This window comes from Brevundimonas sp. SPF441 (assembly GCF_009661015.1).
Classification (GTDB): Bacteria; Pseudomonadota; Alphaproteobacteria; order Caulobacterales; family Caulobacteraceae; genus Brevundimonas; species Brevundimonas vesicularis.
This window is the reverse complement of record NZ_WJWX01000023.1, coordinates 1-20,867: the sequence shown is the minus strand read 5'-3', so window position 1 is coordinate 20,867 and position 20,867 is coordinate 1. Positions and strand designations below refer to the sequence as shown.

The following is a 20,867-nucleotide window of genomic DNA, read 5'->3' as shown; positions in this document are numbered from 1 at the left end:
GATGACCCGTTTCCTGACCCCCGCCCTGATCGCTGCGGCCTTGGCGGCCGCAACGACGCCGGCGCTGGCGCAAAGTCCGCGCCCCGCCGTGCTGCAAACCGTCAAGGTTTGCGGAACCAACGTGGCCTCACGCACGGCCTATCAGCGCGACCACGGCGCGACGCCGAGCTTCGTCACGGCTCAACAGGCCGTCGCCGCCTATCAGTCGGGCCAGCGCTGGGCCGCGCCGCGCTGCATGACCGCGCATCAGTATGACCGTCTGGCCGGCGCGCCGATGCAGCGGGCGGCGCTCTGATCCCGATCAAACGGGCATGAAGAAGGGGCGCGGTCGTCGGACCGCGCCCCTTTTTATCGTCTGGACGTACGCTTCTTACTGCGTCGGCGTCAGATATTTGTTCAGCCAGCCGAACACTTCATTGTGCCATTGCAGGCTGTTGGCCGGCTTCAGCACCCAGTGGTTCTCGTTGGGGAAGACGATCAGGCGGCTGTCGATGCCGCGCCGTTGCAGGGCGGTGAAGGTCGACAGCCCTTGGGCGGTCGGAATGCGGAAGTCACGGTCGCCCTGAACCACCAGCATCGGCGTCTTCCAGTTATCGACGTGGTTGGCCGGGTTGAACTTCTGATAACCCTCCGGCTTGTCCCACGGCGTGCCGCCGTATTCCCATTCGGTGAACCACAACTCTTCGGTCGAATAGCCCATGCCGAAGGTGTCGAAGACGCCGTCGTGGTTGACCAGGCACTTGAACTCATTGGACCAGTTGCCGGCGATCCAGTTGATCATGTAGCCGCCGTAGGAGGCGCCCAGCGCACAGGCATTGTCGCCGTCCAGGAAGCTGTACTTCTGTTGAGCCGCCACCCAGCCCTTCTGCAGGTCTTCCAGCGGGCGGTCGCCCCAGTGTTGGCTGATCGCATCGGTGAAGGCCTGGCCGTAGCCGGTCGAGCCGTGGAAATCGATCATCACCACCGCATAGCCCGCGCCCGCATAGGTCTCGGGGTTCCAGCGATAGGACCAGCCATCCCCGAACGAACCCTGCGGCCCGCCGTGGATCAGGAAGGCGACCGGATATTTGCGGCCCTCGACATAGCCAGCCGGCTTGATGACATAGCCGTGGACCGTCTCGTTGTTCCAGCCGGCGAAGCTGAACTGCTCATACTCCCCGAACTGTTTGGCGGCGAAGGCGGGGTTGGACTGCGTCAGACGACGCGGCATTTCGCGACCCAGATAGGTCTTGAAATACAGGTCGCCCGGCTCGCGCAGGCTGTCCTGGGCGAAGACGAAGCCCGAGGGCGTCTGTTGGAAGGCCGAGACGTGGCCCGCGCCCGTGATCGGCGTCACCACGCCGTTGCGCGTATCCACCGAAAACAGCTTGGTCGAGCCGACGTCGCCCGCCGTCGTGTACAGCGTCTGGCCATCGCGCGACCATTGCAGCGTGTCGGCCGAGCGATCCCAGTTCGAGGCGATCTCGCGCTTCTGGCCCGTTTCGACGTCCATCAGCACGATCTGATAGCGATCGGCCTCGAAGCCCGGCCGCGCCATGGCGCGATAGGCCAGGGTCCGTCCGTCCGGCGAGAAGACCGGGCCGGTGTCCCAGGCGTCGTTGCCGTCGGTCAGATTGGTGAAGGTGCCGTCGCCCGACAGGCCGTTGGTCTTCCACAGGTCGAAGTTGGTGCTCCACGGCTCGGTCTGACCGGCAAGGCGCGCCGAGAAGACCACGGCGTCGCCCGCCGGCGTGAAGACGAACTCGCTCTCGTCGCCGAAGGGCTTGGAGGGCGTGTCGCCGTCAAAGCCCTTGGTGATCCAGGTCGGCGTGCCCGTAGCCTTGCCGTCGCGGCCGATCGACTGGACGAACAGGTGGTTCTGGGTGTGGTCGTTCCAGGTGTCCCAGTGACGCACGAACATGCGGTCATAGACCTGGCCCGTCGTTTTCTGCTCGGCGATGGCCTTGCCCTGTTGGACCGAGGCGTTCAGGTCGGCCGCATTCGGATAGACGGCCAGCGACACCGCCACCTTGTCGCCCGAAGGGCTGATCCGATAGGCGTTCACGTCGGTGGGCAGGTTCGTCACCTGAACCGGCGCCGACGTCGGCGAGGCCACGCGCCAGACCTGGCTCGCGCCCGACTTGCCCGACAGGAAATACAGATTGCCGTCCCCGCCCCAGCGCGCAGTGTTGGCGCCCTGATCCGAGATGGCCAGGCGGCGCGGGGCCGTGTCCGGTGCGTTCAGGTCCAGGATCCACAGGCTGCCGGCGCGGCTGTTGGCCTGAACATCGGTGGTCGTGACCGAATAGACGACATAGCGGCCGTCCGGCGACACCTGCGGATCGCCCAGACGGTTGGCCGAGATCATATCCTGATAGGTGAAGGCGTCAGGCGTCGCGGGCGCGGCCGGAACCGGCGCGGGCGGCACCTGGGCCAGGGCAGGCGCGGCGCTCATCAGCGCAACAGCCGCGCAGGCGGCGGACAGAAGGGAACGGTGACGCATCAAGATCTTCCTCGCGAAGCTTTCTGGCCGCGAGGCGTAGCACCCTGCCAAGGCGCGTCAATGGGTCGCTCAGCCCGCCGGCGCCGTATAGCGACCCACCCAATCCAGGATTTCCTGCTGCCAGTCGACCCAGGTGCGGGGTTTCAGCACCCAGTGGTTCTCGTCCGGCACATGGACGAAGCGGCTGGGCACGCCCTGACGCTGAAGCGCCGAGAAGGTCGCCAGCCCCTGCTCCATCGGCACGCGGAAGTCCTTGGAGCCATGCAGCACCAGCATCGGCTTGTTCCAGTCGCCGGCGTAGGTCTCAGGGTTGAAGGCGTCATAGACGGCCTTGCGCTCCCAGCTCGGACCGCCGAATTCCCAGATGAAGTTGCCGATATCCATGGCGTTCATCAGCTGCGGCACGTCGAACACCCCGGCGTGGTTGACCAGACAGCGCCACGGCCCGTTCCACTTTCCGGCGATCATATTGACCATATAGCCGCCGTAGGAGGCGCCCAGCGCACAGGCCCGGTCGCCGTCGATCCACGGGTTGTTCGACAGCGCCGCCGCCCAGCCCTTCTCCAGGTCCTCCAGCGGCCTGTCGCCCCAATGATCGTTGATCGCGTCGGTGAAGGCCTGGCCGTAACCGGGCGAGCCGTGGAAGTTGATCATCACCACCGCATAGCCCGCCGCCGTGTAGACCTGCGGATTCCAGCGGTAGGACCAGTTCTCGGTCCACGGCGATTTCGGCCCGCCGTGGATCAGATAGACCGCCGGGTAGCGCCGGCCCTCGACCGCGCCCGCCGGCTTGAACACCCAGCCCTGCACCGGCTCATTGTTCCAGCCGGCGAAGGTGAAGGCCTCGCCCTTGGGCAGGTCCATCTGCGCCAGCACCTCGGCGTTCTGGCGGCTGATCTGGCGGGGTTCGCCGCGCGTCTGAATAAAGATCTGGGTCGGGGCGACGAAGCTTTCGTGGGCGTAGGCCAGGACACCGGCCCTCTCCTCATAGGCGCCGACCGTGCCGTTTCCGGTCAGGGGCGTGATCCGGCCGGTGCGGGCGTCGACCGAGAACAGCCGGTTCTGGCCCTCGTCCGCCGCCGAGACCAGCAGCGACCGGCCATCGGTGCGCCATTGCAGGCCGCCCGCGCCGCGATCCCAGTCGGTCAGTTTCTTGGCGCCGGAGCCGTCCGCCTCAGCCACCCAGACCGCCGCCTGATCCCCGCCGACATTCTCGCGCGGCGCCGACAGCCAGGCCAGTTGGCGACCGTTCGGAGAGAAGACCGGATTGCCGTCCGATCCCTTGTTGCTTTCCGTCAGATTGACCGGCGTCCCGCCATCTAGCGCCACGCGGAAGACGTCGCTGTTGCTGGTGAAGGCTTCGCCCACGCCTTGCGTCTGCGTGCCGTAAACAAGGGTCCGGCCGTCCGGCGAAATGTCGAAGCTGGAATCGCCGGCCGAGACATCGGCATCGAGACCCGCCAACAGGTCGCGCGGTTCGCCGCCACTCAAGCCAGACCCGTTCAGCGGCTGGACGAACAGATGGGTGCGGCGCGTATCGACCCAGTGGTCGAAGTCGCGCAGCGGCAGACGGTCATAGGACTGGATCGTCGATTTGCCCCGGGCATCCAGCCGCGTCTTGGTGCAGGCCAGGGTGTCGCAATCGACGAAGACCGAGACGGCGAGGATCAGCGACCTGCCATCCGGCGCGATGCGGAAGCCCGACACGTCGAAAGGCAGGGTCGTCACCTGGGCCGCCGCCACGCCGGCCGCATCCGTGCGCCAGACCTGGTTCGATCCGCCCCGCGACGACAGGAAATAGATGGCTCCGCCGTCCGGCGCCCAGCGCGCGCCCGAGACGCCGCCTTCGGAAATCGCCCGCTTACGCGGCTCGCCGGAATGTTGACCGGGGGCGACGTCGGCCAGCCACAGGCTGTTGACGCCCTTGTTGCCGTCCCAGTCGGTGGTGCGCACGGCGTAGAGGATCTGGCGGCCGTCCGGCGAGACGCGCGGCTCGCTGACCCGCTCCATCATCGCCAGATCTTTCAGCGACAAGCCGCGCGATGCGGGCGCCTGGGCGGCGGCGGCGGCGGCGGCGGCCGGCGCGGACGAGGCCTGCTGCGCCAGGCTGGGCGCGGCGGCCAGGATCAGGCTTCCAAAGGCGACCGCCGCCATCCAGCGTGAACGCGTCATGTCTTCATTCTCCAAAGCTTTTCGACAGTGATAGGGGCCGCCCGTCCGATCGCCAAGCGTCCACGACGCCGCGCATCTTGCCCCCTCCGACCGAACCGGCGACAAGCGATCTTTCATGACCGCCGCCACCCTTCCCGCCCGCCGTCAGCCCCACATCGTCGATGTGCTGATCGCCGAACGCGCGCCACGCCTGACCGCCTCGCCGCTGTGGCCGGTCGTGCGGCCGGCGCTCTACGGCGTGCTGGGCTATGGGGCGGCGGTGCGAATGGCCGACGCCATCCGCGACCTGTCGGGAACCGAGACCTTCGACTACGTCTCGGACCTGCTGAGGCTGAAGGTGACGACGACGAATCTGGAGCGCCTGCCGGCGACCGGCCGCTGCGTCGTCGTCTGCAACCACCCCACCGGCATCGCCGACGGGGTCGCCGTATTCGACGCGCTCAAACAGCGGCGCACAGACATGATCTTCTTCGCCAACGCCGACGCCATCCGTGTCTCGCCGCGATTGGACGAGACCATCATCCCCGTCGAATGGGTCCACGACAAACGCACCCGCGAAAAGACTCGCGCCACACTGAACGCCGCCAGGGAGGCGTTCGAAGCGGAACGCTGCGTCGTCATGTTCCCCGCCGGTCGTCTGGCGCGCGAGAAGAACGGCGTCCTGACCGATCCCGAATGGGCCCCGACCGCCGCCTCGATGGCGCGCAAATACGATGCGCCCGTCGTGCCCATGCACGTCACCGGCCCCTACAGCCGCCTGTTTCACCTGTTCGACAAGGTCTCGCAGGAGTTGCGCGACGTGACCCTGTTCCACGAGTTGCTGAACAAGGAAGGCAAGCCGTTCGGCGTCGATGTCAGTCTGCCCATTCCCGCCGATCGGCTGGACGTGGACGCAGCCAAGGCCACCGAGGCGTTGAAGACCTTCACCGAGCGCACCCTGGCCACCGATCCTGACGCGGTGTTTCCATGAAGATCGCTCTGCCCGACGCCGAGGCCACCACCGCCCTGGGCCAAGCCATCGCCCACCTGCTGGCGGCGGGCGACAGTCTGCTGCTCTACGGGCCGCTGGGCATGGGCAAGTCGACCCTGGCGCGCGGCTTGATCCGCGCCCTGACCACGCCGGACGAGGACGTGCCCAGCCCGACCTTCACCCTGGTCCAATTCTACGAAAGCGACCCCCCGGTCGCCCATTTCGACCTCTATCGCCTGACCCGACCGGAAGAGGCCTTCGAGATCGGCCTAGACGAGGCGCTGGACGAGGGGTGCGTCGTCATCGAATGGCCCGAGCGCCTGGGCGACGATCCCGGCCGGTTCCTAGGAGCGGACCAGCTGATCATCGAAATCTCCGAACAGGGCGACGGCCGCCTTGCGACCGTTTCCGGCGTAGGGCGATGGGAAACGGGGCTGAAGGAACTGCATGTCTGACCGCGAAACCCTCCGTCTCGACTTCCTGAAGGCCGCCGGCCTGGCCGACGCCGTGCGCGCGCCCCTGCCCGGCGACGCCTCGACGCGGCGGTATGAGCGGCTGACGCCGACGACCGGTCCGACCCTGATGCTGATGGATCAGGCGCCCGCCGCCGAAAGCCAGCCGTGCGATCCGCGCTGGACGCCCGAGCAGCGTCACGCCGCCGGCTGGAACGCCGTCGCCCGCCTGTCCGCCGGCCGGATCGAGGCCTTCGCCGCCGTCGCCGCCCATCTGAAGGCTCTGGGCCTGTCCGCCCCCGAAATCCCGTCGCTGGACGCCGCCAACGGCCTAGCCGTGCTGGAGGATTTCGGCGACGACCTGTTCGCCCGCGTGATCGAGAGCGGCGCCGACGAGACGCCGCTTTATCTGGCCGCCATCGAGGCCCTGGCCGTTCTGCATGACGCAGGCGCTCCGCCCGAAACCCTGCACGGTCCCGGCGGCGATTGGCCCCTGCTGACCTATGACGAGACGGCGCTTCAGGGCGGGGCCGATCTGTTCGTCGAATGGTTGCCGAAGCTCGACGATCGGGTCCGCTTTGACGCCGCCGCCATCGCCGACTGGCGCGCGGCCTGGGCGCCGATCGTCGCCTCGGGCGCGGCCGGGGCGTCGGTCATGGCCCACCGCGATTATCATGCGGAAAACCTGATCTGGCTGCCCCAGCGCGACGGCGCCGCTCGCGTCGGCATGATCGACTTCCAGGACGCGGTGCGCGCCCACCCGTCGTGGGACCTGCACTCCCTGCTTCAGGACGCTCGCCGCGACGTCTCGCCGGCGTTGGAGGCCGAGGCGCTGGACCGCTATTTCGCGCTGCGGCCCGGCATCGACCGCGCCGCCTTCATGGCCGACTACGCCGGCCTCGCCGCCCTGAACGAGGCGCGGATCATCGGCATCTTCGCCCGCCTGATCGCGCGCGACGGCAAACCCCGATACCGCCAGTTCCTGCCGCGCATGTGGCGGCATCTGAACGCCAATCTGGACCAGACGGCCCTGGCGCCCGTCGCCCGCTGGTTTGATCGTCACGTTCCTGCCGAGGTGCGCGCATGACCCGTGCTCCAAAGACCGCAATGGTGCTGGCCGCCGGCCTGGGCACGCGCATGCGCCCCCTGACCGACGACCGACCCAAGGCGCTGGTGGAGGTCCAGGGTCGCGCCCTGATCGACCATGTGCTGGACGGTCTGGCGGACGCCGGCGTCGAAAAGGCGGTGGTGAATGTCCACTGGTTCGCCGACCGGCTGGAAGCGCATCTGGCGGCGCGCGGACGCGGCCCGCAGATCGTCATCTCCGACGAACGCGCCGAACTGCTGGAGACCGGCGGCGGCCTTAAGAAGGCCCATTCCCTGCTGGGCGAGGATCCGGTCTTCGTGGCCAATATCGACAGCGTCTGGATCGACCGAGGCGACGCCCTCACTGATCTGATCCGCCTGTGGAACCCCGAGACGATGGACGCCGTCCTGCTGCTGGCCCGCCGCGAAGGCTCCATCGGCTTTGAGGGCGACGGCGATTTCTTCATGGCCGACGACGGAAAGCTAACCTTCCGGGGCGACGCCCCTTCCGCGCCGTTCGCCTATATGGGCGTCCACATCACCCGCCCCGGCTATGCCGATCACGGCCCCGACGGCCCCTTCTCCCTCAGCCCCCTTTGGCGCAACTCCGCCGCTAAAGGACGTCTGTTCGGCTGCGTCCTGGACGGCGATTGGATGCACGTCGGCGACCCGCAGGCGCGGGATGAAGCCGAGGTCAAACTGGCGGGAGAGGCGTGAGCCTGTTCGATCCCTTCCTCGGCGACACGCCGCGCTGGTACGCAATCCCCGCGCACCGGCCGTTCCTTGAAGACCTGGCCGCCGGCGTCCTGGCCTGGCTGGGCGATCTGCCGCCCGAAACCCTGTCGGACGCCACTATCCTGTTGCCCAACCGCCGGGCGGCGCGCGCCTTCACCGGCGCCCTGTCCAAGCTGTCGCAGGGTCGCCCCATCCTGCTGCCTCAGGTGCGGCCGCTGGGCGATCTGGAGGAGGACGAGCCGCCATTTACGCCCGGCGCCTTGGGCCTGGACCTGCCGCCCGCCATCCCCGCCCTGACGCGCCGGTTCGAGATGGCGCGGATGATCGTCGAACAGTTCGATGCGTCCTTAAGCCCGATGCGTGCATTGGACCTAGCCGACGCGCTGGGCGGCTTCCTCGATTCCTGCCAACTGGAAGAGATTCAGAACCCCGAGCGGATCGCCACATTGGTCGACGGCGAAATGGCCGAACACTGGGAACGGTCAGCCGAGTTTCTGGGTCTCGCCGTCACCGCCTGGCCCAAACGCCTGGCCGAACTGGGTTTGGTCGATCCGGCCTGGCGTCGCGCGACCCTGCTGCGCCGCCTCGCCGACCTGTGGGACCGCGAACCGCCGCGTCAGCCCGTCATCGCCGCCGGCTCGACCGGCACCGTCCCCGCCGCCGGCGACGTGCTGAAGGCCGTGGCGAGGGCGCCGCTGGGCTGCGTCGTCCTGCCTGGCCTCGACCTGGATCTGGACGCCGGCGTCTGGGACCGGCTGGACGAACAGCATCCGCAAAGCGCGATGAAGCGGCTGCTGGACCGCTGTGAGATCGCGCGCGAGACCGTCCGCCCGTGGTTCCGCCCTACCGTCTCTCCGGCCGTCGAGGCGCGCGGTCTGGCCCGCCAGCGGCTGGTCAACGAGGCCCTGTGCCCCGCCGAGGCCACCGATGACTGGCGCCGCGCGATCCGCGACATCCGCTCGGCCGCCGCCGCGCGCGGCGAGGCGCGCGACCCCATCGCCGAAGGGCTGCAGGGCCTGTCGCTGCTGAGCGTGCGCGCCGAGGAAGAGGCCGCCGCCGCCATCGCCTTGATGATGCGCGAGACGCTGGAAACGCCCGGCAGAACCTGCGCCCTGGTCACCCCGGATCAGGCCCTGGGTCGCCGTGTCTCCGCCCGGCTGGAACGCTGGGGCGTCACCGCGGATTCCTCGGCAGGCGCGCCCCTGTCGCGCCTGCCCGCCGGCGCCCTGGTCGATCTGTGCGCCCGCTGGATCGCCGATCCGGTCCAGCCCCATCTGCTGCTCGCCGTCGTCAAACATCCTCTGGCCGGGTTCGACTTGGGCGAGGCCTCTCAAGCGGCAGCCGTCGCCGCGCTGGAGGAACACGCCCTGCGCGGTCCCCGCCCGCGCGACTTCGCCGCCGTCCACCGCCGCCTGCTTGAGGCGGTGCAGCCCGACCGGCGCGGCAAGGCGCCGCCGGAATGGAAACAGGTCCGGCTGTCGGCCGCGACCCGCCTGGTCGATCAGCTTCAGGCCGCCGTCGAGGCCGCGACCGCCGTCTTCACCCCCGACGCGGATTTGAACGTCGCCGCCTCGGCCCTGACCCGGCTGATCGAAACCCTGGCCGGCCAGAACGCCTGGGCGGGTCCCGACGGCGAGGCCGCCGCCGCCCTTCTGTCCGGCCTGATCGAGGGCGGGGCGTCGCTGGGCCGGATCCGTCGCGCGGAACTTGCCGAACTGGTGACATCCTTGGTCAAGGAAAACGTCGTGCGCAACGGCGGCGCGACCCATCCGTCGCTGCGCATTCTCGGCGCCATTGAGGCGCGTCTGATCAGGGCAGACCGGATGATCCTGGCCGGGCTGGAGGAAGGCGTCTGGCCCCAGGCAGCCCCGACCGATCCCTTCCTGTCGCGCCCGATGCGCAAGGCCCTAGGCCTGCCCCCGCCCGAACGCCGCCTGGGCCAGACGGCCCAGGACTTCGTCCAGGCCGCCTGCGCCGAAGAGGTGATCCTGGTCCACAGCGAACGGCGCGGCGGCCAGCCGGCCGTGCGTTCGCGCTGGCTGTGGCGGCTGGAGATGCTGACGCGCGGGGCCGGCGTGGCGTTGCCGCGTCCCACAACCGTGCTGGACTGGACCCGCGCCCTGGATGCGCCGCCGCCCGGCCCGCCGCAGTTCGCCAAACGCCCAGAGCCGCGCCCGCCCGTGCATCGCCGTCCGCGCAGCCTGTATGTCACCCGCATCGAACGCTGGGTGCGCGACCCTTACGCCATCTACGCCCTGTGGGTGCTGGGGCTGGAGGCGATGGAGCGGCCCGGCGCGTCTGCCGAAGCCCTGGCACGCGGCAACGCCGTCCATGCCGCCATCGAACGGCTGACGCTGGACTGGCCCAATGACCTGCCCGACGATTGCGAGGCCATCCTGCACGACCATCTGCTGCGCGAACTGGGCGCGCGCGGGTTCGAGGATGCGGCCATGGCGCGTGAGGCGCCGCTGGCCCGCAACTGCGCCCGTTGGCTGACCGAGTTCGAGCGCCGGCGTCGGGCGCGCGGCGTCGATATCCTGGTGGAACAGCAGGGGACGATGACCTTCGACGCCCCGGCCGGGCCCTTCACCGTCAAGGCCTTCGCCGACCGGATCGAGCTGGCGTCGGACGGGGCGGCGGTCATGGACTTCAAGACCGGAGCGGCGCCGTCCGCCAAACAGGTCAAGTCCGGCTTCGCCCCGCAGCTGACACTGACCGCCGCCATCCTGGCCGACGGCGGGTTCAAGGACACCAACGGCCCGGTCACGCCTGACGAACTGACCTATGTCCGCGTGGTCGGGCGAAAAACGGCGGGCGAAGTCGTCACCCGCGCCTCGGGCTCTGAGGCCGCCGACCTGGCGCAGGCGGCGCTGGACGGGCTGATGCGCCGCGTCGCGCGCTTCGACGACGAGAACACGCCTTACGTCTCCTGGGCCGCGCCTCAGTTCATGGGCAACCAGGGCGGCAACTACGATCATCTGGCCCGCGTCTGGGAATGGTCTGTGATCGGCGATGGGGACGAAGAATGAGCATCGCCCCTCAGATCGTCGCCGCCGACCCGCGCCTGACCGTCTTCGTCACCGCCAACGCCGGTTCGGGCAAGACAACCACCCTGGTCAACCGGGTGGCGCGGCTGCTGCTGGATCAGGTCGATCCCGGCGCCATCCTGTGCGTCACCTACACCAAGGCCGCCGCCGCCGAGATGCAGGCCCGGCTGTTCGACCAGTTGGGCGGCTGGGCCGTGCTGGACGACGCCGCCCTGTCGCGCGAACTGGCCCGGCTGGACGACGGCGACCCGCAGGCGATGGATCACGCGGCCCTGTCGCGCGCCCGCAAGCTGTTCGCCCGCGCGCTGGAGACGCCCGGCGGGCTGAAGATTCAGACCATCCACGCCTTCTGCGAGAAGCTGCTGCGGCGGTTCCCGCTGGAGGCCGGGGTTTCGCCCCGCTTCACCGTGCTGGAAGATCAGGCCGCGACCGCCCTCAGCCATGCCGCGCGCGAGGACCTGGCCCGCGCCGCCGTCGCCGATCCGGAAGGCCCCATCGGCTTGGCCTACAGCCACTTCGCCGTCGAGCTGGACTGGCAGAGGTTTCAGGCCCTGCTGTCGATGATCGAGGCCAAGCGCGCCGATCTGCTGGACTATATCGACCGTGCCGAGGCAGGGACCGCGCCCGATCCCTGGTCCTTGACCGGCGCCGAACGCGACCGCAGCCCGGAGGATTTGGAGCGCGATTTCGTCGCCTTCATCGATCCCGGCGAGTGGAACCGCATGGCCGAGGCCATGGAAACCGGCTCGGCCAACGACAAGAAGATCGCCGACGCCATGAGCATCGCCGCCCCGCCCCATGCCGGGTTCGCGGCCCTGGCCGGGGTCTTCTGCACCCTGGCGGGCGAACCGCGAAAGAGCATGGGCACAAAGTCGGCGCCGCAAGGCGCGGTCGGCTGGCTGCTGGACCTTCAGACCAAGTTCCTCGCCACGCGCGAGGCTCTGCGCAAGGCCAAGGTCGCCGACGATACGGTCAAGGTCCTGACCCTGGCCCGCGCCCACGCCGCCTTCTACGAAGCCGCCAAGGCCCAGCGTGGGGCGTTGGATTTTCCCGACTTGGTCGCGCGCGCCGCCGCCCTGCTGACCCAAAGCGGGGCCGCCGCCTGGGTGCTGTACAAGCTGGACGGCGGCGTCGATCACGTCCTGATCGACGAGGCCCAGGACACCGCCCCCGAACAATGGGCCATCGTCCGCGCCCTGACCGGCGAGTTCTACTCCGGAGAAAAGTCCGGCCGCACCGTCTTCGCCGTCGGCGACGAGAAACAGTCGATCTACTCTTTCCAGGGCGCGCGACCCGAACGGCTGCGCCAGGAACGCGGCGCCTTCCTCGCGTTGGCCGAGGGCGCCGGCGAGCCCTTCGCCGGGCCGGAACTGAACACCTCCTATCGCTCGACCGAAGAGGTGCTGGCCTTCGTCGACGCCGTCTTCGCCGATCCCGACCGCACCCGCGCCCTGACCGGCCCCCAGGGCGACATCGCCCGACACCTCCCTGCGCGGCTCGGCCAGCACGGCGCAATCGACCTTTGGCCCCTGTTCCTGGACGAGCCCGGGCCCGAGACCGACGCCTGGGACGATCCGGTCGATCAGGAAAGCGCCGGCAGCGCCCGCAAGCGCCTGGCCCGCGACCTGGCCCGCGAGATCCGCCGCCAGGTCGAAAGCGGCGTCGCCGTCTTCGATCGCAGCACCCGCGACCTGCGCCCGGCTGGCTACGGCGACTACATCATCCTGGTCCGACGTCGCGACGCCACCTTCGAGGAGATCATCCGGGCGCTGAAGACCGAAGGCGTACCCGTCGCCGGGGCAGACCGGCTGAAACTGTCCAGCCATATCGTCTTCGACGACCTGATCTCGCTGGCGCGTTTCGCCCTCTTCCCCGACGACGACCTGTCCCTGGCCGAGGTGCTGCGCAGCCCGCTGTGCGATGTGGACGAGGACGGCCTCTACGCGCTGGCTGGGCGCGAGAACCGCAAGGCCGGCCAGCTGTGGCGCGACCTGCGCGACCGGGCGCACGAACGCCCCGAATGGGCTCGCGCGCGCGATGCGGTGCAGGCCGCCATCGGCGCGCGCGGCGGCGATCCCTTCGCCTTCTTCTCTCAGGCCCTGAACCGCGTGGACGAGACGGGCCGGTCCGGCCGCGCCCGCATCCTGGCCCGACTGGGGCGCGAGGCGGAAGAAGCCATCGACGAGACCCTGAACCAGGTGCTGGCGGCCGAGAACCGAGGCGCGGTCGATCTGGAGACCTGCCTGGCCCAGTTGGAGGCCGCCGACGTCGAGGTGAAGCGCGAACTGGAAGGCGCGCGCGGCGAGGTCCGCGTCATGACCGTCCACGGCGCCAAGGGTCTGGAGGCGCCCATCGTCATCCTGCCCGACACCACCATGAAGGCGAAGGCGCAAGGTCCGTCCCTGATGCCTGCGGTCACGCCGGAGGGCGAGGGCGAGGCTTGGCTGATGGCGCCGGGCTCGGCGAAGGACGACTGCCCGGCCTCGGCCGACGCCCGCGCCGCGCGCCAGGCCCGCACCGACGACGAGACCCTGCGCCTGCTCTATGTCGCCCTGACCCGCGCGCGCGACCGCGTCATCGTCATGGGTCGCGCCTCAAGCCGGGGGGCCGAGGCCGGCAGCTGGTGGTCGATCCTTGAGGAAACCTTCGACCGCCTGGGCGATCAGGTGCGCGAAGTCGAGAACGGCGTCCGCCGCTATGGCGTCGATCCTGAGCGTCGCCCGGTCGCCGCCGATGAAGCGCGGTCTGTCGCCGCCCTGCCCGTCTGGGCCGCCTCGCCGCCGCCGGCCGACGCCGCCGCTCGCTTCGCCTCGCCGTCGCGGATGGAGGGCGGCGCGATCCGCATTCCCGCCCCCTCGCCCCTGGCCAGGACCGAGGCGGGCGGGGCGGCCCAAGGCGCGTTTTTGGGCCGGTTCCGTCGCGGCGACCTGATCCACCGGCTGCTGGAACGCCTGCCCGAGATCGCGCCCGCCGACCGCCCCGACGCCGCCTGGCGCCTTCTGGCGCGCGAGACCGATCTGGACGAGGCCCAGCGCGCCGAGATGATAGCCGCCGCCTTCTCTGTCCTGGACGATGCCCGCTTCGCCCCCGTCTTCGGTCCCGGCTCCCGCGCCGAGGTCGCCCTGACGGGGTCCGCGCCCGACCTGCCGCCCGGCGTCGCCATCAACGGCCGCATCGATCGGCTGGTGGTCACGCCCGAGAAGGTTCTGGTCGTCGATTACAAGACCAACCGCCCTGCGCCAGACGCCATCGAGGCGGTCGATCCCGCCTATGTGTTGCAGGCCGCCGTCTATGTCGCCGTGCTGAAGCGCCTCTATCCCGATCGCCCGGTCGAGGCCGCCTTGGTCTGGACTGACGGGCCCAAGCTGATGCCCATTCCCGAAACCCTGCTGGCGGCGGCGCTCGCGGGCAGTTGAATTGCCCGCGATTCGCTCCCACATCTGCGACCGAACCCGGACGCTCCGGCCAACATCAACCTGCGCTCAAGTAGCGAGGCGCCGCGCGCCGAGCGATAGCGCCCAAGGAGCCATTTATGGCGACAGTTAAAGTCACCGACGAAAGCTTCGACGCCGACGTCCTGAAATCCTCGACTCCTGTCCTGGTCGACTTCTGGGCCGAATGGTGCGGCCCCTGCAAACAGATCGGCCCGGCGCTGGAACAGATCGCCGACGAACTGGGCGGTCAGGTCACCGTGGCCAAAATCAACATCGACGACAGCCCCATGACCCCGTCCAAGCTGGGCGTGAAGGGCATTCCGACCCTGATGCTATTCAAGGACGGTCAGATGGCTTCGATGAAGGTCGGCGCCATGCCCAAGGGCAAGATCGTCGAATGGCTGGCCGAGGCCGGCGTCAAGGCCTGAGCCCTTTCGACCCTGTCAGATCAAGCGCCCGCCGGTCCGACCGGCGGGCGTTTTTCATGCTAGGATGGCGCCATGAGCGACGAAGACACCCCGAACCCTGCTGACGACATTCCCGGCGAGACCCCGGTCCAGAAGGCCCTGCGCCTGAAGAACGCCAGGCTGGATGCGCGCGCCAAGCCGCCGCGCGGCGGTCGCTTCCAGCGCGAACAGGCCGCCCGCATCGCCGCCGGCAAGTCCAAGCCCTGGATGACGCGCTAGACCGGCCAGGTTTCCTCGCTGGCGCCCAAGACCTCGCCGGCCAGATACAGTGATCCGCAGATGGCGACCCGGCCTGCGCCCAGGCGCAGCGCCAAATCCAGCGCCTCAGAAACCGATCCCGCCGGGGTCGCCGCCAGCCCATGCCCGCGGGCCACGGCCGCCAGGGCCGTCGGCTCGGCCGCCGCCCCGTCGAAGCCGACGGTGAAGACGGTGGCCTGGCTCTCCTTCAGCGCGGCGAAGAAACCGCCCGCATCCTTGTTGTTCAACATGCCGCAGATCAGGGCCAGGGGACGCGGCGCCCGCGCCTGCCGCTCGGCCAGAAACGCCGCCAGCGCCCGCGCCGCATGGGGATTATGCCCCCCGTCCAGCCACAGCTCCGCCTCCGCCGCCTTGGCCGCAGCGCCGTATGGCCCCGCCGAAATCCTTTGCAGCCGAGCGGGCCAGCGCACACGCTTCAGCCCCTCGGCGATCGCAGCCTCGGGCAGGTCCAGTTCGACCGCCGCCGCCACGGCCAGGGCCGCATTGTCGATCTGATGCGCGCCTGCCAGAGCCGGCGCCGGCAGGTCCATGAACAGTTCGGCCGTCTGGAACGCCAGGCCGCCCCGCTCGGCCCAGGCGTCGAAGTCGACTCCCAGCACGGTCAGCCGTGCATGGACGTCGGCGGCGCGCCGTTCGATGGCCGCCATCGCCTCTTCCTTCTGTCGCGCGATCACGGCCGGCGCGCCTGCCTTCAGCACACCCGCCTTTTCCGAGGCGATGGCGGCCAGATCCGTGCCAAGGAACTCCGCATGGTCGTAGTCGACCGGGGCGATGACGCTAAGCAGCGGCCGATCGATCACATTTGTCGCGTCCAGCACCCCGCCCAGACCCACTTCGATGATGGCCAGGTCGGCGGGCGTCTCGGACATGGCCAGGAAGGCGGCGGCGGTCGTGCTTTCGAACACCGTGGCCTCGCTGTCCGTCTCGGCCATGACCGCCTCGATCCGGTCCAGGATCGCGTTCAGATGGTCGTCCTCGATCAGCGTTCCAGCCAGCCGGATCCGTTCATTGAACCGCACCAGATGGGGCGAGGTGTAGGCGTGCACCTTCAATCCCGCCGCCTCGGCGATGGCGCGGATCAGGGCCACGGTCGAACCCTTGCCGTTGGTGCCCGCCACATGGATCACCGGCGGAAGCTTGTGCTGCGGATCGCCAAGGGCCGCGCACAGCACGCGCATTCTTTCCAGCGAAAGGTCGATCCGCTGGGGGTGGCGCGCGCGTAGTCGTTCGGAGACGGGATCCATCCGCCTCCTTTACCCCCTGATTTCGAGAACCGCGACATGACTTCCAGGCCGCAGATCAGAACCGCGGCGCGCCTCGTCCTCGCGGCCGTCTTCCTGGGCGCGGGCGTGCTGCATGTGATGGTCCCCGGCCCCTTCGTGCGGATCACGCCGGCGTGGGTTCCGCAGCCGGCCCTGGTCGTGGCGCTGACGGGGATCGCCGAACTGCTGGGCGCGGCGGGTCTGATGATCTCGCGCCTGCGGGTTGCGGCGGGCTGGGCGCTGGCCGCCTACGCCGTCTGCGTCTACCCGGCCAACATCCAGCATGCCGTGAACTTCATGACCTCGGGCGCAGGATTAGGCTGGGCCTATCACGGCCCGCGCCTGCTGTTTCAGCCGGTCATCGTGTGGTGGTGCCTGTGGGCCTCGACCGCGATCGACTGGCCCTTCAGGCGGTCTCAGGCGGCGGCGCGGGCGCCGTCAATCAGCATGGACAGGATCTGACCCAGGGTGCGCGGCAGGTCAGCGCGGGTCACGACCCGGTCCACCATGCCCTTTTCCTGCAGATATTCGGCGCGCTGGAAGCCGGGCGGCAGCTTCTCGCGGATGGTCGCCTCAATCACGCGCGGTCCGGCGAAGCCGATCAGGGCGCCGGGTTCGGCCAGATGCACATCGCCCAGCATGGCGTAGGAGGCCGTCACCCCGCCCGTTGTCGGGTCCGTCAGGACCACGGCGTAAGGCAGTCTGGCGTCTTTCAGCTCCTCGATTGCCAGGGTGGTGCGCGCCATCTGCATCAGCGACAGGGCGCCCTCCTGCATCCGCGCGCCGCCGGCGGCGGTGAAACAGACCAGCGGAACCTTGCGGCTCACCGCCTCGCGCGCCGCCTTGATGAAGGCCTCGCCCGCCGCCATGCCCAGCGACCCGCCCATGAAGGTGAAGTCCTGGACGATCACGACCGCGTCCTGACCGCCGACCGAACCATAGCCGATGGCCATGGTGTCCTTGCGGCCCGCCGCCTTGCGCGCCGCATTCAGGCGATCCTTGTAGGATTTGCCGTCCGAGAATTTCAGCGGATCTTCCGGCACGTCCGGCGTGTCGATGGACTGGAAGACGCCGCCGTCGAAGGTGGCCTTCAGGCGGGTCGGCGCATCGATGCGCATATGCCGGCCCGACGGCGTCACCCAAAGGGCGGCCTCCAGGTCCGAGCGATACAGCATCTCGCCGCTGTCGGGATCCTTGACCCAGAGATTGTCCGGGGTGTCGCGGCGCGACACGATCTTGCGGACGCCGGGCGCAAAGCGGCTCAGCCAGCCGCCGCGCTTTTCCTGAGGCTTGGTCTTGTCGTTCATCCGCGCGCTCTTAGACGGTTTCCGCCACGGAAGCACTAGCGGCGACGGATCGAACCGCATCGCCCAGCGCCTTCACCCGGGCCAAAACGCGCGCCGCGACGGGTTCGTTCGCCTCCAGCGCCGCCGCCACCTCGTCCACCAGGGCCGAGCCCACGACCACCGCATCGGCGACGCGCGCGATCTCGGCGGCCCGTTCCGGCGTCTTGACCCCGAAGCCGACCGCGACCGGCAGGCCCGAGGCCTTGCGCACCCGCTCTACGGCCGGCGCCACCACATCCGCGTTCGCTTCCTTGACGCCCGTCACGCCCGCGACGGCGACATAATAGACGAAGCCCGAGGTGCCTTGGACCACGATCTTCAGCCGGTCGTCATCCGAGGTCGGCGTCGCCAGTCGGATCAGCGAAATCGACACCTTATCCAGCGCCTCGATCAGCGGCCCGGCCTCTTCCGGCGGACAGTCCACCACGATCAGCCCGTCGATGCCGCAGTCGGCGGCATAGGCGGCGAAGGCGTCATAGCCCAGGCTCTCGATCGGGTTTAGGTACCCCATCAGCACGATGGGTGTGGCGTCGTCGCCCTTACGGAATTCCCTGGCCAAATCCATGGTCGAGCGCAGGCCGAAACCCGCCGCCATGCCCCGGATCGCCGCTCGCTGGATCGGAGGCCCCTCGGCCATCGGATCGCTGAACGGAAAGCCCAGTTCGATGATGTCCGCGCCCGCAGCCGGCAGGCCGTTCAGGATCGCCAGCGCCTCTTCGCGCGACGGATCGCCGCCCATGACATAGGGAATAAAGGCCGCACGGCCCTCGGCCTTCAGCGCCTTGAAGCGCGCATCGATACGGGCGGTGGTCATTGTTGCGGCGATCCGGCGGCGGCAGGCGGTGTCGCGGCCGCAGCAGCCGCGCACACGTCGCCCGGAATGGTGGCGAAGCCCAGATAGCCGGGCAGTTCGGCGACGGCGGTCTTGGTGGTGTCGTAGAAGGCGACCATCTGCATGCCGTCGCAGCCGCCGGCCTCGCGGCGCTTGATGAAGACGACGCGGTTGTCGTCGCCGCCGGCGGCCAGCCAATTCTTGGTTTCCAGATCGGCGATATAGGCGTCGGCCAGGGCGCCGATCTGGCCCAGCTGTGCGGTCACGCACCAGGCCCGCCCCGTCAGATTGTTCAGCCCTCCGCAATCGGGCGACAGCTCCGCGCCCGGCAGCAGGCCGACGTCGGCCGGACCGCCTTGCGGCGCAGAGGGGGCAGGCGTCGGGCTAGGCGTCTGGGCCTGCACAACGGCGGCGGACAGGCTCAGGACGGCGGTCGCCGCAAGAAGAGTACGGATCACAGGTTCACTCCCAGATGTTTGGCGACCTGGAAGATGTCCTTGTCGCCGCGCCCCGACATCAGCAGGACGACATCGCCGCCCTTGCCGACTTCGCGCGCCACTTCGCCCGTCCGCGCCAGGGCGTGGGCGGGCTCCAGCGCCGGAATGATGCCTTCCAGCTTCGAGCACAGCTGGAAGGCTTCCAGCGCCTCATTGTCGGTCGCCGAGCGGTATTCGGCCCGGCCGATATCGTGCAGCCAGGCGTGTTCCGGCCCGATGCCGGGATAGTCCAGCCCGGCCGAGATCGAGTGGCCCTCGACGATGTTGCCGTCCTCGTCCTGAAGCAAATAGGTCCGGTTGCCATGCAGCACGCCCGACCGCCCGCCCTTCAGCGAGGCCGCGTGATCCGGGGTATCCAGCCCATGGCCGGCCGCTTCGACGCCGATCAGGCGCACGCCCTCGTCCTCGATGAAGGGGTGGAAGGCGCCGATGGCGTTCGAGCCACCGCCGATGCAGGCGACCACCGCTTCGGGCAGCTTGCCCATCCGGGCCATCGACTGGCTCTTGATCTCCTTGCCGATCACCGACTGGAAATCGCGCACCATGGCCGGATAGGGGTGCGGACCCGCCGCCGTGCCGATGATGTAATAGGTGTCCGAGACGTTGGTGACCCAGTCGCGCATCGCCTCGTTCATCGCGTCCTTCAGGGTCGCGGCGCCGGCCGTGACCGAGAAGACTTCCGAACCCAACAGACGCATGCGGAACACGTTCGGCTGCTGCCGCTCCACGTCCACTGCGCCCATATAGACGGTGCAGGGCAGGCCAAAGCGCGCCGACACGGTCGCCGAGGCCACACCGTGCTGCCCCGCGCCGGTCTCGGCGATGATGCGCGTCTTGCCCATGCGGCGGGCCAGCAGGATCTGGCCCATGCAGTTGTTGATCTTGTGCGCGCCCGTGTGGTTCAGGTCCTCGCGCTTCAGCCAGATGTTGGCGCCGCCGAAATGTTCGGTCAGGCGCTCGGCGAAATACAGCGGGCTTTCGCGACCGACATAGTGGGTCAGAAAGCTGTCCAGCTCGGCCTGGAAGCTGGGGTCCGCCTTGGCCGCCTTATAGGCCGCGTCCAGCTCGTGGATCAGCGGCATCAAGGTCTCGGCCACAAACTGACCGCCATACGGACCGAAGCGACCCTGCGCATCCGGCCAGGCGTAGGCGTTCGACAGCGGCTGGGCGGAATCGGCGGCTTGGATGGGGGCCACGATGGGAGTTTGGGCGTTCACAGTTTCAACTTTCACGCGGAGAGGCGTCGCAATTACGACCGGCGCGCGTTTTGGATGAAGGTCGCGATCCGGTCGGCGTCCTTAACACCCGGCGCGCTTTCCACGCCAGAGGACACATCGACCATGGGCGCAGCCGTAATCCTCAGCGCCTCGGCCACATTGTCCGGGTTGAGACCGCCCGCCAGGAACCACGGATGGCGAAACTCCCGGTCCGCCAGCAGGGTCCAGTCGAAACTGTGCCCCACCCCGCCGGGCAGCGCCGACCCCTCCGGCGGCTTGGCGTCGAACATAAGATGATCGACCTCATTACTCCAGACATCGGCGGCGGCGAAGTCGTCTGCCTGCCGGATGGGCAGGGCCTTGATCACCCCAGCGCCGGTCAAGGCCCGCACGCGCTCGGCCCGTCCCGGCGCCTCAGACCCATGCAACTGGATGAAGTCGGGCCTCAGCGTCCGGGCGATCTGTTGCAGCAGGGCGTCGTCGGGATCGACCGTCACCGCCACGATCTTCGCCCGCCCCCGCGCCCGCTCGAACAGGGCGGTGGCGGCTTCGGGATCCAGATGGCGCGGGCTTTTGGGAAACACCACCGCCCTGTTCGAGCGGGCGCGGG

At 69.0% G+C, this 20,867-nt stretch carries 18 protein-coding genes; 10 read left to right on the top strand and 8 right to left on the bottom strand.

Annotation, left to right across the window (positions count from 1 at the left end):
• The first annotated feature begins 1 nt into the window (after nt 1).
• Nucleotides 2–295, top strand: a complete 294-nt coding sequence (locus tag GGC30_RS12580) for a hypothetical protein (protein WP_153924721.1) — start codon at nt 2–4, stop codon at nt 293–295.
• Nucleotides 296–370: 75 nt separating this feature from the next.
• Here GGC30_RS12580 and GGC30_RS12575 read toward each other — a convergent pair whose 3' ends face one another.
• Both GGC30_RS12575 and GGC30_RS12570 read right to left on the bottom strand, forming a co-directional pair.
• Nucleotides 371–2,482, bottom strand: a complete 2,112-nt coding sequence (locus tag GGC30_RS12575) for a S9 family peptidase (protein ID WP_153924718.1) — start codon at nt 2,480–2,482, stop codon at nt 371–373.
• 69 nt (nt 2,483–2,551) lie between these two features.
• Nucleotides 2,552–4,654: a S9 family peptidase gene (locus tag GGC30_RS12570; protein WP_153924715.1), complete on the bottom strand. Its 2,103-nt coding sequence runs from the start codon at nt 4,652–4,654 to the stop codon at nt 2,552–2,554.
• A gap of 115 nt (nt 4,655–4,769) precedes the next feature.
• On the opposite strand from GGC30_RS12570, the gene GGC30_RS12565 reads away from it, so the two are divergent.
• The 8 genes from GGC30_RS12565 (at nt 4,770) to GGC30_RS12530 (ending at nt 15,064) form a co-directional block, all read left to right on the top strand.
• On the top strand, nt 4,770–5,624 hold the full coding sequence (locus GGC30_RS12565; RefSeq protein WP_153924712.1) for a GNAT family N-acetyltransferase: 855 nt from the start codon (nt 4,770–4,772) through the stop codon (nt 5,622–5,624).
• Nucleotides 5,621–6,079, top strand: a complete 459-nt coding sequence (gene tsaE, locus GGC30_RS12560; RefSeq protein ID WP_153924709.1) for a tRNA (adenosine(37)-N6)-threonylcarbamoyltransferase complex ATPase subunit type 1 TsaE — start codon at nt 5,621–5,623, stop codon at nt 6,077–6,079. The genes GGC30_RS12565 and tsaE overlap by 4 nt, the downstream gene beginning before the upstream one ends.
• Nucleotides 6,072–7,163 carry an N-acetylmuramate/N-acetylglucosamine kinase AmgK gene (gene amgK, locus GGC30_RS12555; RefSeq protein WP_153924700.1) on the top strand — a complete coding sequence of 364 codons (1,092 nt, stop codon included), beginning with the start codon at nt 6,072–6,074 and terminating at the stop codon, nt 7,161–7,163. The genes tsaE and amgK overlap by 8 nt, the downstream gene beginning before the upstream one ends.
• The gene (gene murU, locus GGC30_RS12550; protein WP_194943596.1) at nt 7,160–7,879 is read left to right on the top strand and encodes an N-acetylmuramate alpha-1-phosphate uridylyltransferase MurU; all 720 of its coding nucleotides are present in this window, start codon (nt 7,160–7,162) and stop codon (nt 7,877–7,879) included. The genes amgK and murU overlap by 4 nt, the downstream gene beginning before the upstream one ends.
• Entirely contained in the window at nt 7,876–10,926 is a 3,051-nt protein-coding gene (gene addB / locus GGC30_RS12545; RefSeq protein WP_370451984.1) for a double-strand break repair protein AddB, read from the top strand. Before murU ends, addB begins: the two co-directional genes overlap by 4 nt.
• Nucleotides 10,923–14,360, top strand: coding sequence for a double-strand break repair helicase AddA (addA, locus tag GGC30_RS12540; RefSeq protein WP_153924697.1), 3,438 nt, complete (start codon nt 10,923–10,925; stop codon nt 14,358–14,360). Before addB ends, addA begins: the two co-directional genes overlap by 4 nt.
• A gap of 116 nt (nt 14,361–14,476) precedes the next feature.
• Nucleotides 14,477–14,806, top strand: a complete 330-nt coding sequence (trxA, locus tag GGC30_RS12535) for a thioredoxin (RefSeq protein WP_017506226.1) — start codon at nt 14,477–14,479, stop codon at nt 14,804–14,806.
• Nucleotides 14,807–14,878: 72 nt separating this feature from the next.
• Nucleotides 14,879–15,064: a hypothetical protein gene (locus tag GGC30_RS12530; protein ID WP_066552684.1), complete on the top strand. Its 186-nt coding sequence runs from the start codon at nt 14,879–14,881 to the stop codon at nt 15,062–15,064.
• On the opposite strand, the gene GGC30_RS12525 is transcribed toward GGC30_RS12530, so the two are convergent.
• Nucleotides 15,061–16,347, bottom strand: a complete 1,287-nt coding sequence (locus GGC30_RS12525) for a folylpolyglutamate synthase/dihydrofolate synthase family protein (RefSeq protein ID WP_153924693.1) — start codon at nt 16,345–16,347, stop codon at nt 15,061–15,063. The genes GGC30_RS12530 and GGC30_RS12525 overlap by 4 nt on opposite strands.
• A gap of 36 nt (nt 16,348–16,383) precedes the next feature.
• Between GGC30_RS12525 and GGC30_RS12520 the strand changes: the two genes are divergently transcribed.
• Nucleotides 16,384–16,827, top strand: coding sequence for a DoxX family protein (locus GGC30_RS12520; protein WP_153924691.1), 444 nt, complete (start codon nt 16,384–16,386; stop codon nt 16,825–16,827).
• On the opposite strand, the gene accD is transcribed toward GGC30_RS12520, so the two are convergent.
• The 5 genes from accD to GGC30_RS12495 all read right to left on the bottom strand — a co-directional run.
• Nucleotides 16,782–17,672, bottom strand: a complete 891-nt coding sequence (accD, locus tag GGC30_RS12515) for an acetyl-CoA carboxylase, carboxyltransferase subunit beta (RefSeq protein WP_153924688.1) — start codon at nt 17,670–17,672, stop codon at nt 16,782–16,784. The genes GGC30_RS12520 and accD overlap by 46 nt on opposite strands.
• A 10-nt stretch (nt 17,673–17,682) precedes the next feature.
• A complete protein-coding gene (trpA, locus tag GGC30_RS12510) occupies nt 17,683–18,525 on the bottom strand; it encodes a tryptophan synthase subunit alpha (protein WP_153924684.1) in 843 nt (280 codons plus the stop codon).
• Entirely contained in the window at nt 18,522–19,001 is a 480-nt protein-coding gene (locus tag GGC30_RS12505; protein WP_370451983.1) for a hypothetical protein, read from the bottom strand. The genes trpA and GGC30_RS12505 overlap by 4 nt, the downstream gene beginning before the upstream one ends.
• Nucleotides 18,998–20,200 carry a tryptophan synthase subunit beta gene (trpB, locus tag GGC30_RS12500; protein WP_153924874.1) on the bottom strand — a complete coding sequence of 401 codons (1,203 nt, stop codon included), beginning with the start codon at nt 20,198–20,200 and terminating at the stop codon, nt 18,998–19,000. The genes GGC30_RS12505 and trpB overlap by 4 nt, the downstream gene beginning before the upstream one ends.
• An 89-nt stretch (nt 20,201–20,289) precedes the next feature.
• The coding region (locus GGC30_RS12495) for a phosphoribosylanthranilate isomerase (RefSeq protein ID WP_153924681.1) at nt 20,290–20,867 on the bottom strand (578 nt) is incomplete at its 5' end.

Bases quoted from the DNA above. Each gene is read 5' to 3' on its own strand.
- GGC30_RS12580 (WP_153924721.1), top strand. From the start codon at position 2: ATGACCCGTTTCCTGACCCCCGCCCTGATCGCTGCGGCCTTGGCGGCC.
- GGC30_RS12575 (WP_153924718.1), bottom strand. From the start codon at position 2,482: ATGCGTCACCGTTCCCTTCTGTCCGCCGCCTGCGCGGCTGTTGCGCTG.
- GGC30_RS12570 (WP_153924715.1), bottom strand. From the start codon at position 4,654: ATGACGCGTTCACGCTGGATGGCGGCGGTCGCCTTTGGAAGCCTGATC.
- GGC30_RS12565 (WP_153924712.1), top strand. From the start codon at position 4,770: ATGACCGCCGCCACCCTTCCCGCCCGCCGTCAGCCCCACATCGTCGAT.
- tsaE (WP_153924709.1), top strand. From the start codon at position 5,621: ATGAAGATCGCTCTGCCCGACGCCGAGGCCACCACCGCCCTGGGCCAA.
- amgK (WP_153924700.1), top strand. From the start codon at position 6,072: ATGTCTGACCGCGAAACCCTCCGTCTCGACTTCCTGAAGGCCGCCGGC.
- murU (WP_194943596.1), top strand. From the start codon at position 7,160: ATGACCCGTGCTCCAAAGACCGCAATGGTGCTGGCCGCCGGCCTGGGC.
- addA (WP_153924697.1), top strand. From the start codon at position 10,923: ATGAGCATCGCCCCTCAGATCGTCGCCGCCGACCCGCGCCTGACCGTC.
- trxA (WP_017506226.1), top strand. From the start codon at position 14,477: ATGGCGACAGTTAAAGTCACCGACGAAAGCTTCGACGCCGACGTCCTG.
- GGC30_RS12530 (WP_066552684.1), top strand. From the start codon at position 14,879: ATGAGCGACGAAGACACCCCGAACCCTGCTGACGACATTCCCGGCGAG.
- GGC30_RS12525 (WP_153924693.1), bottom strand. From the start codon at position 16,347: ATGGATCCCGTCTCCGAACGACTACGCGCGCGCCACCCCCAGCGGATC.
- GGC30_RS12520 (WP_153924691.1), top strand. From the start codon at position 16,384: ATGACTTCCAGGCCGCAGATCAGAACCGCGGCGCGCCTCGTCCTCGCG.
- accD (WP_153924688.1), bottom strand. From the start codon at position 17,672: ATGAACGACAAGACCAAGCCTCAGGAAAAGCGCGGCGGCTGGCTGAGC.
- trpA (WP_153924684.1), bottom strand. From the start codon at position 18,525: ATGACCACCGCCCGTATCGATGCGCGCTTCAAGGCGCTGAAGGCCGAG.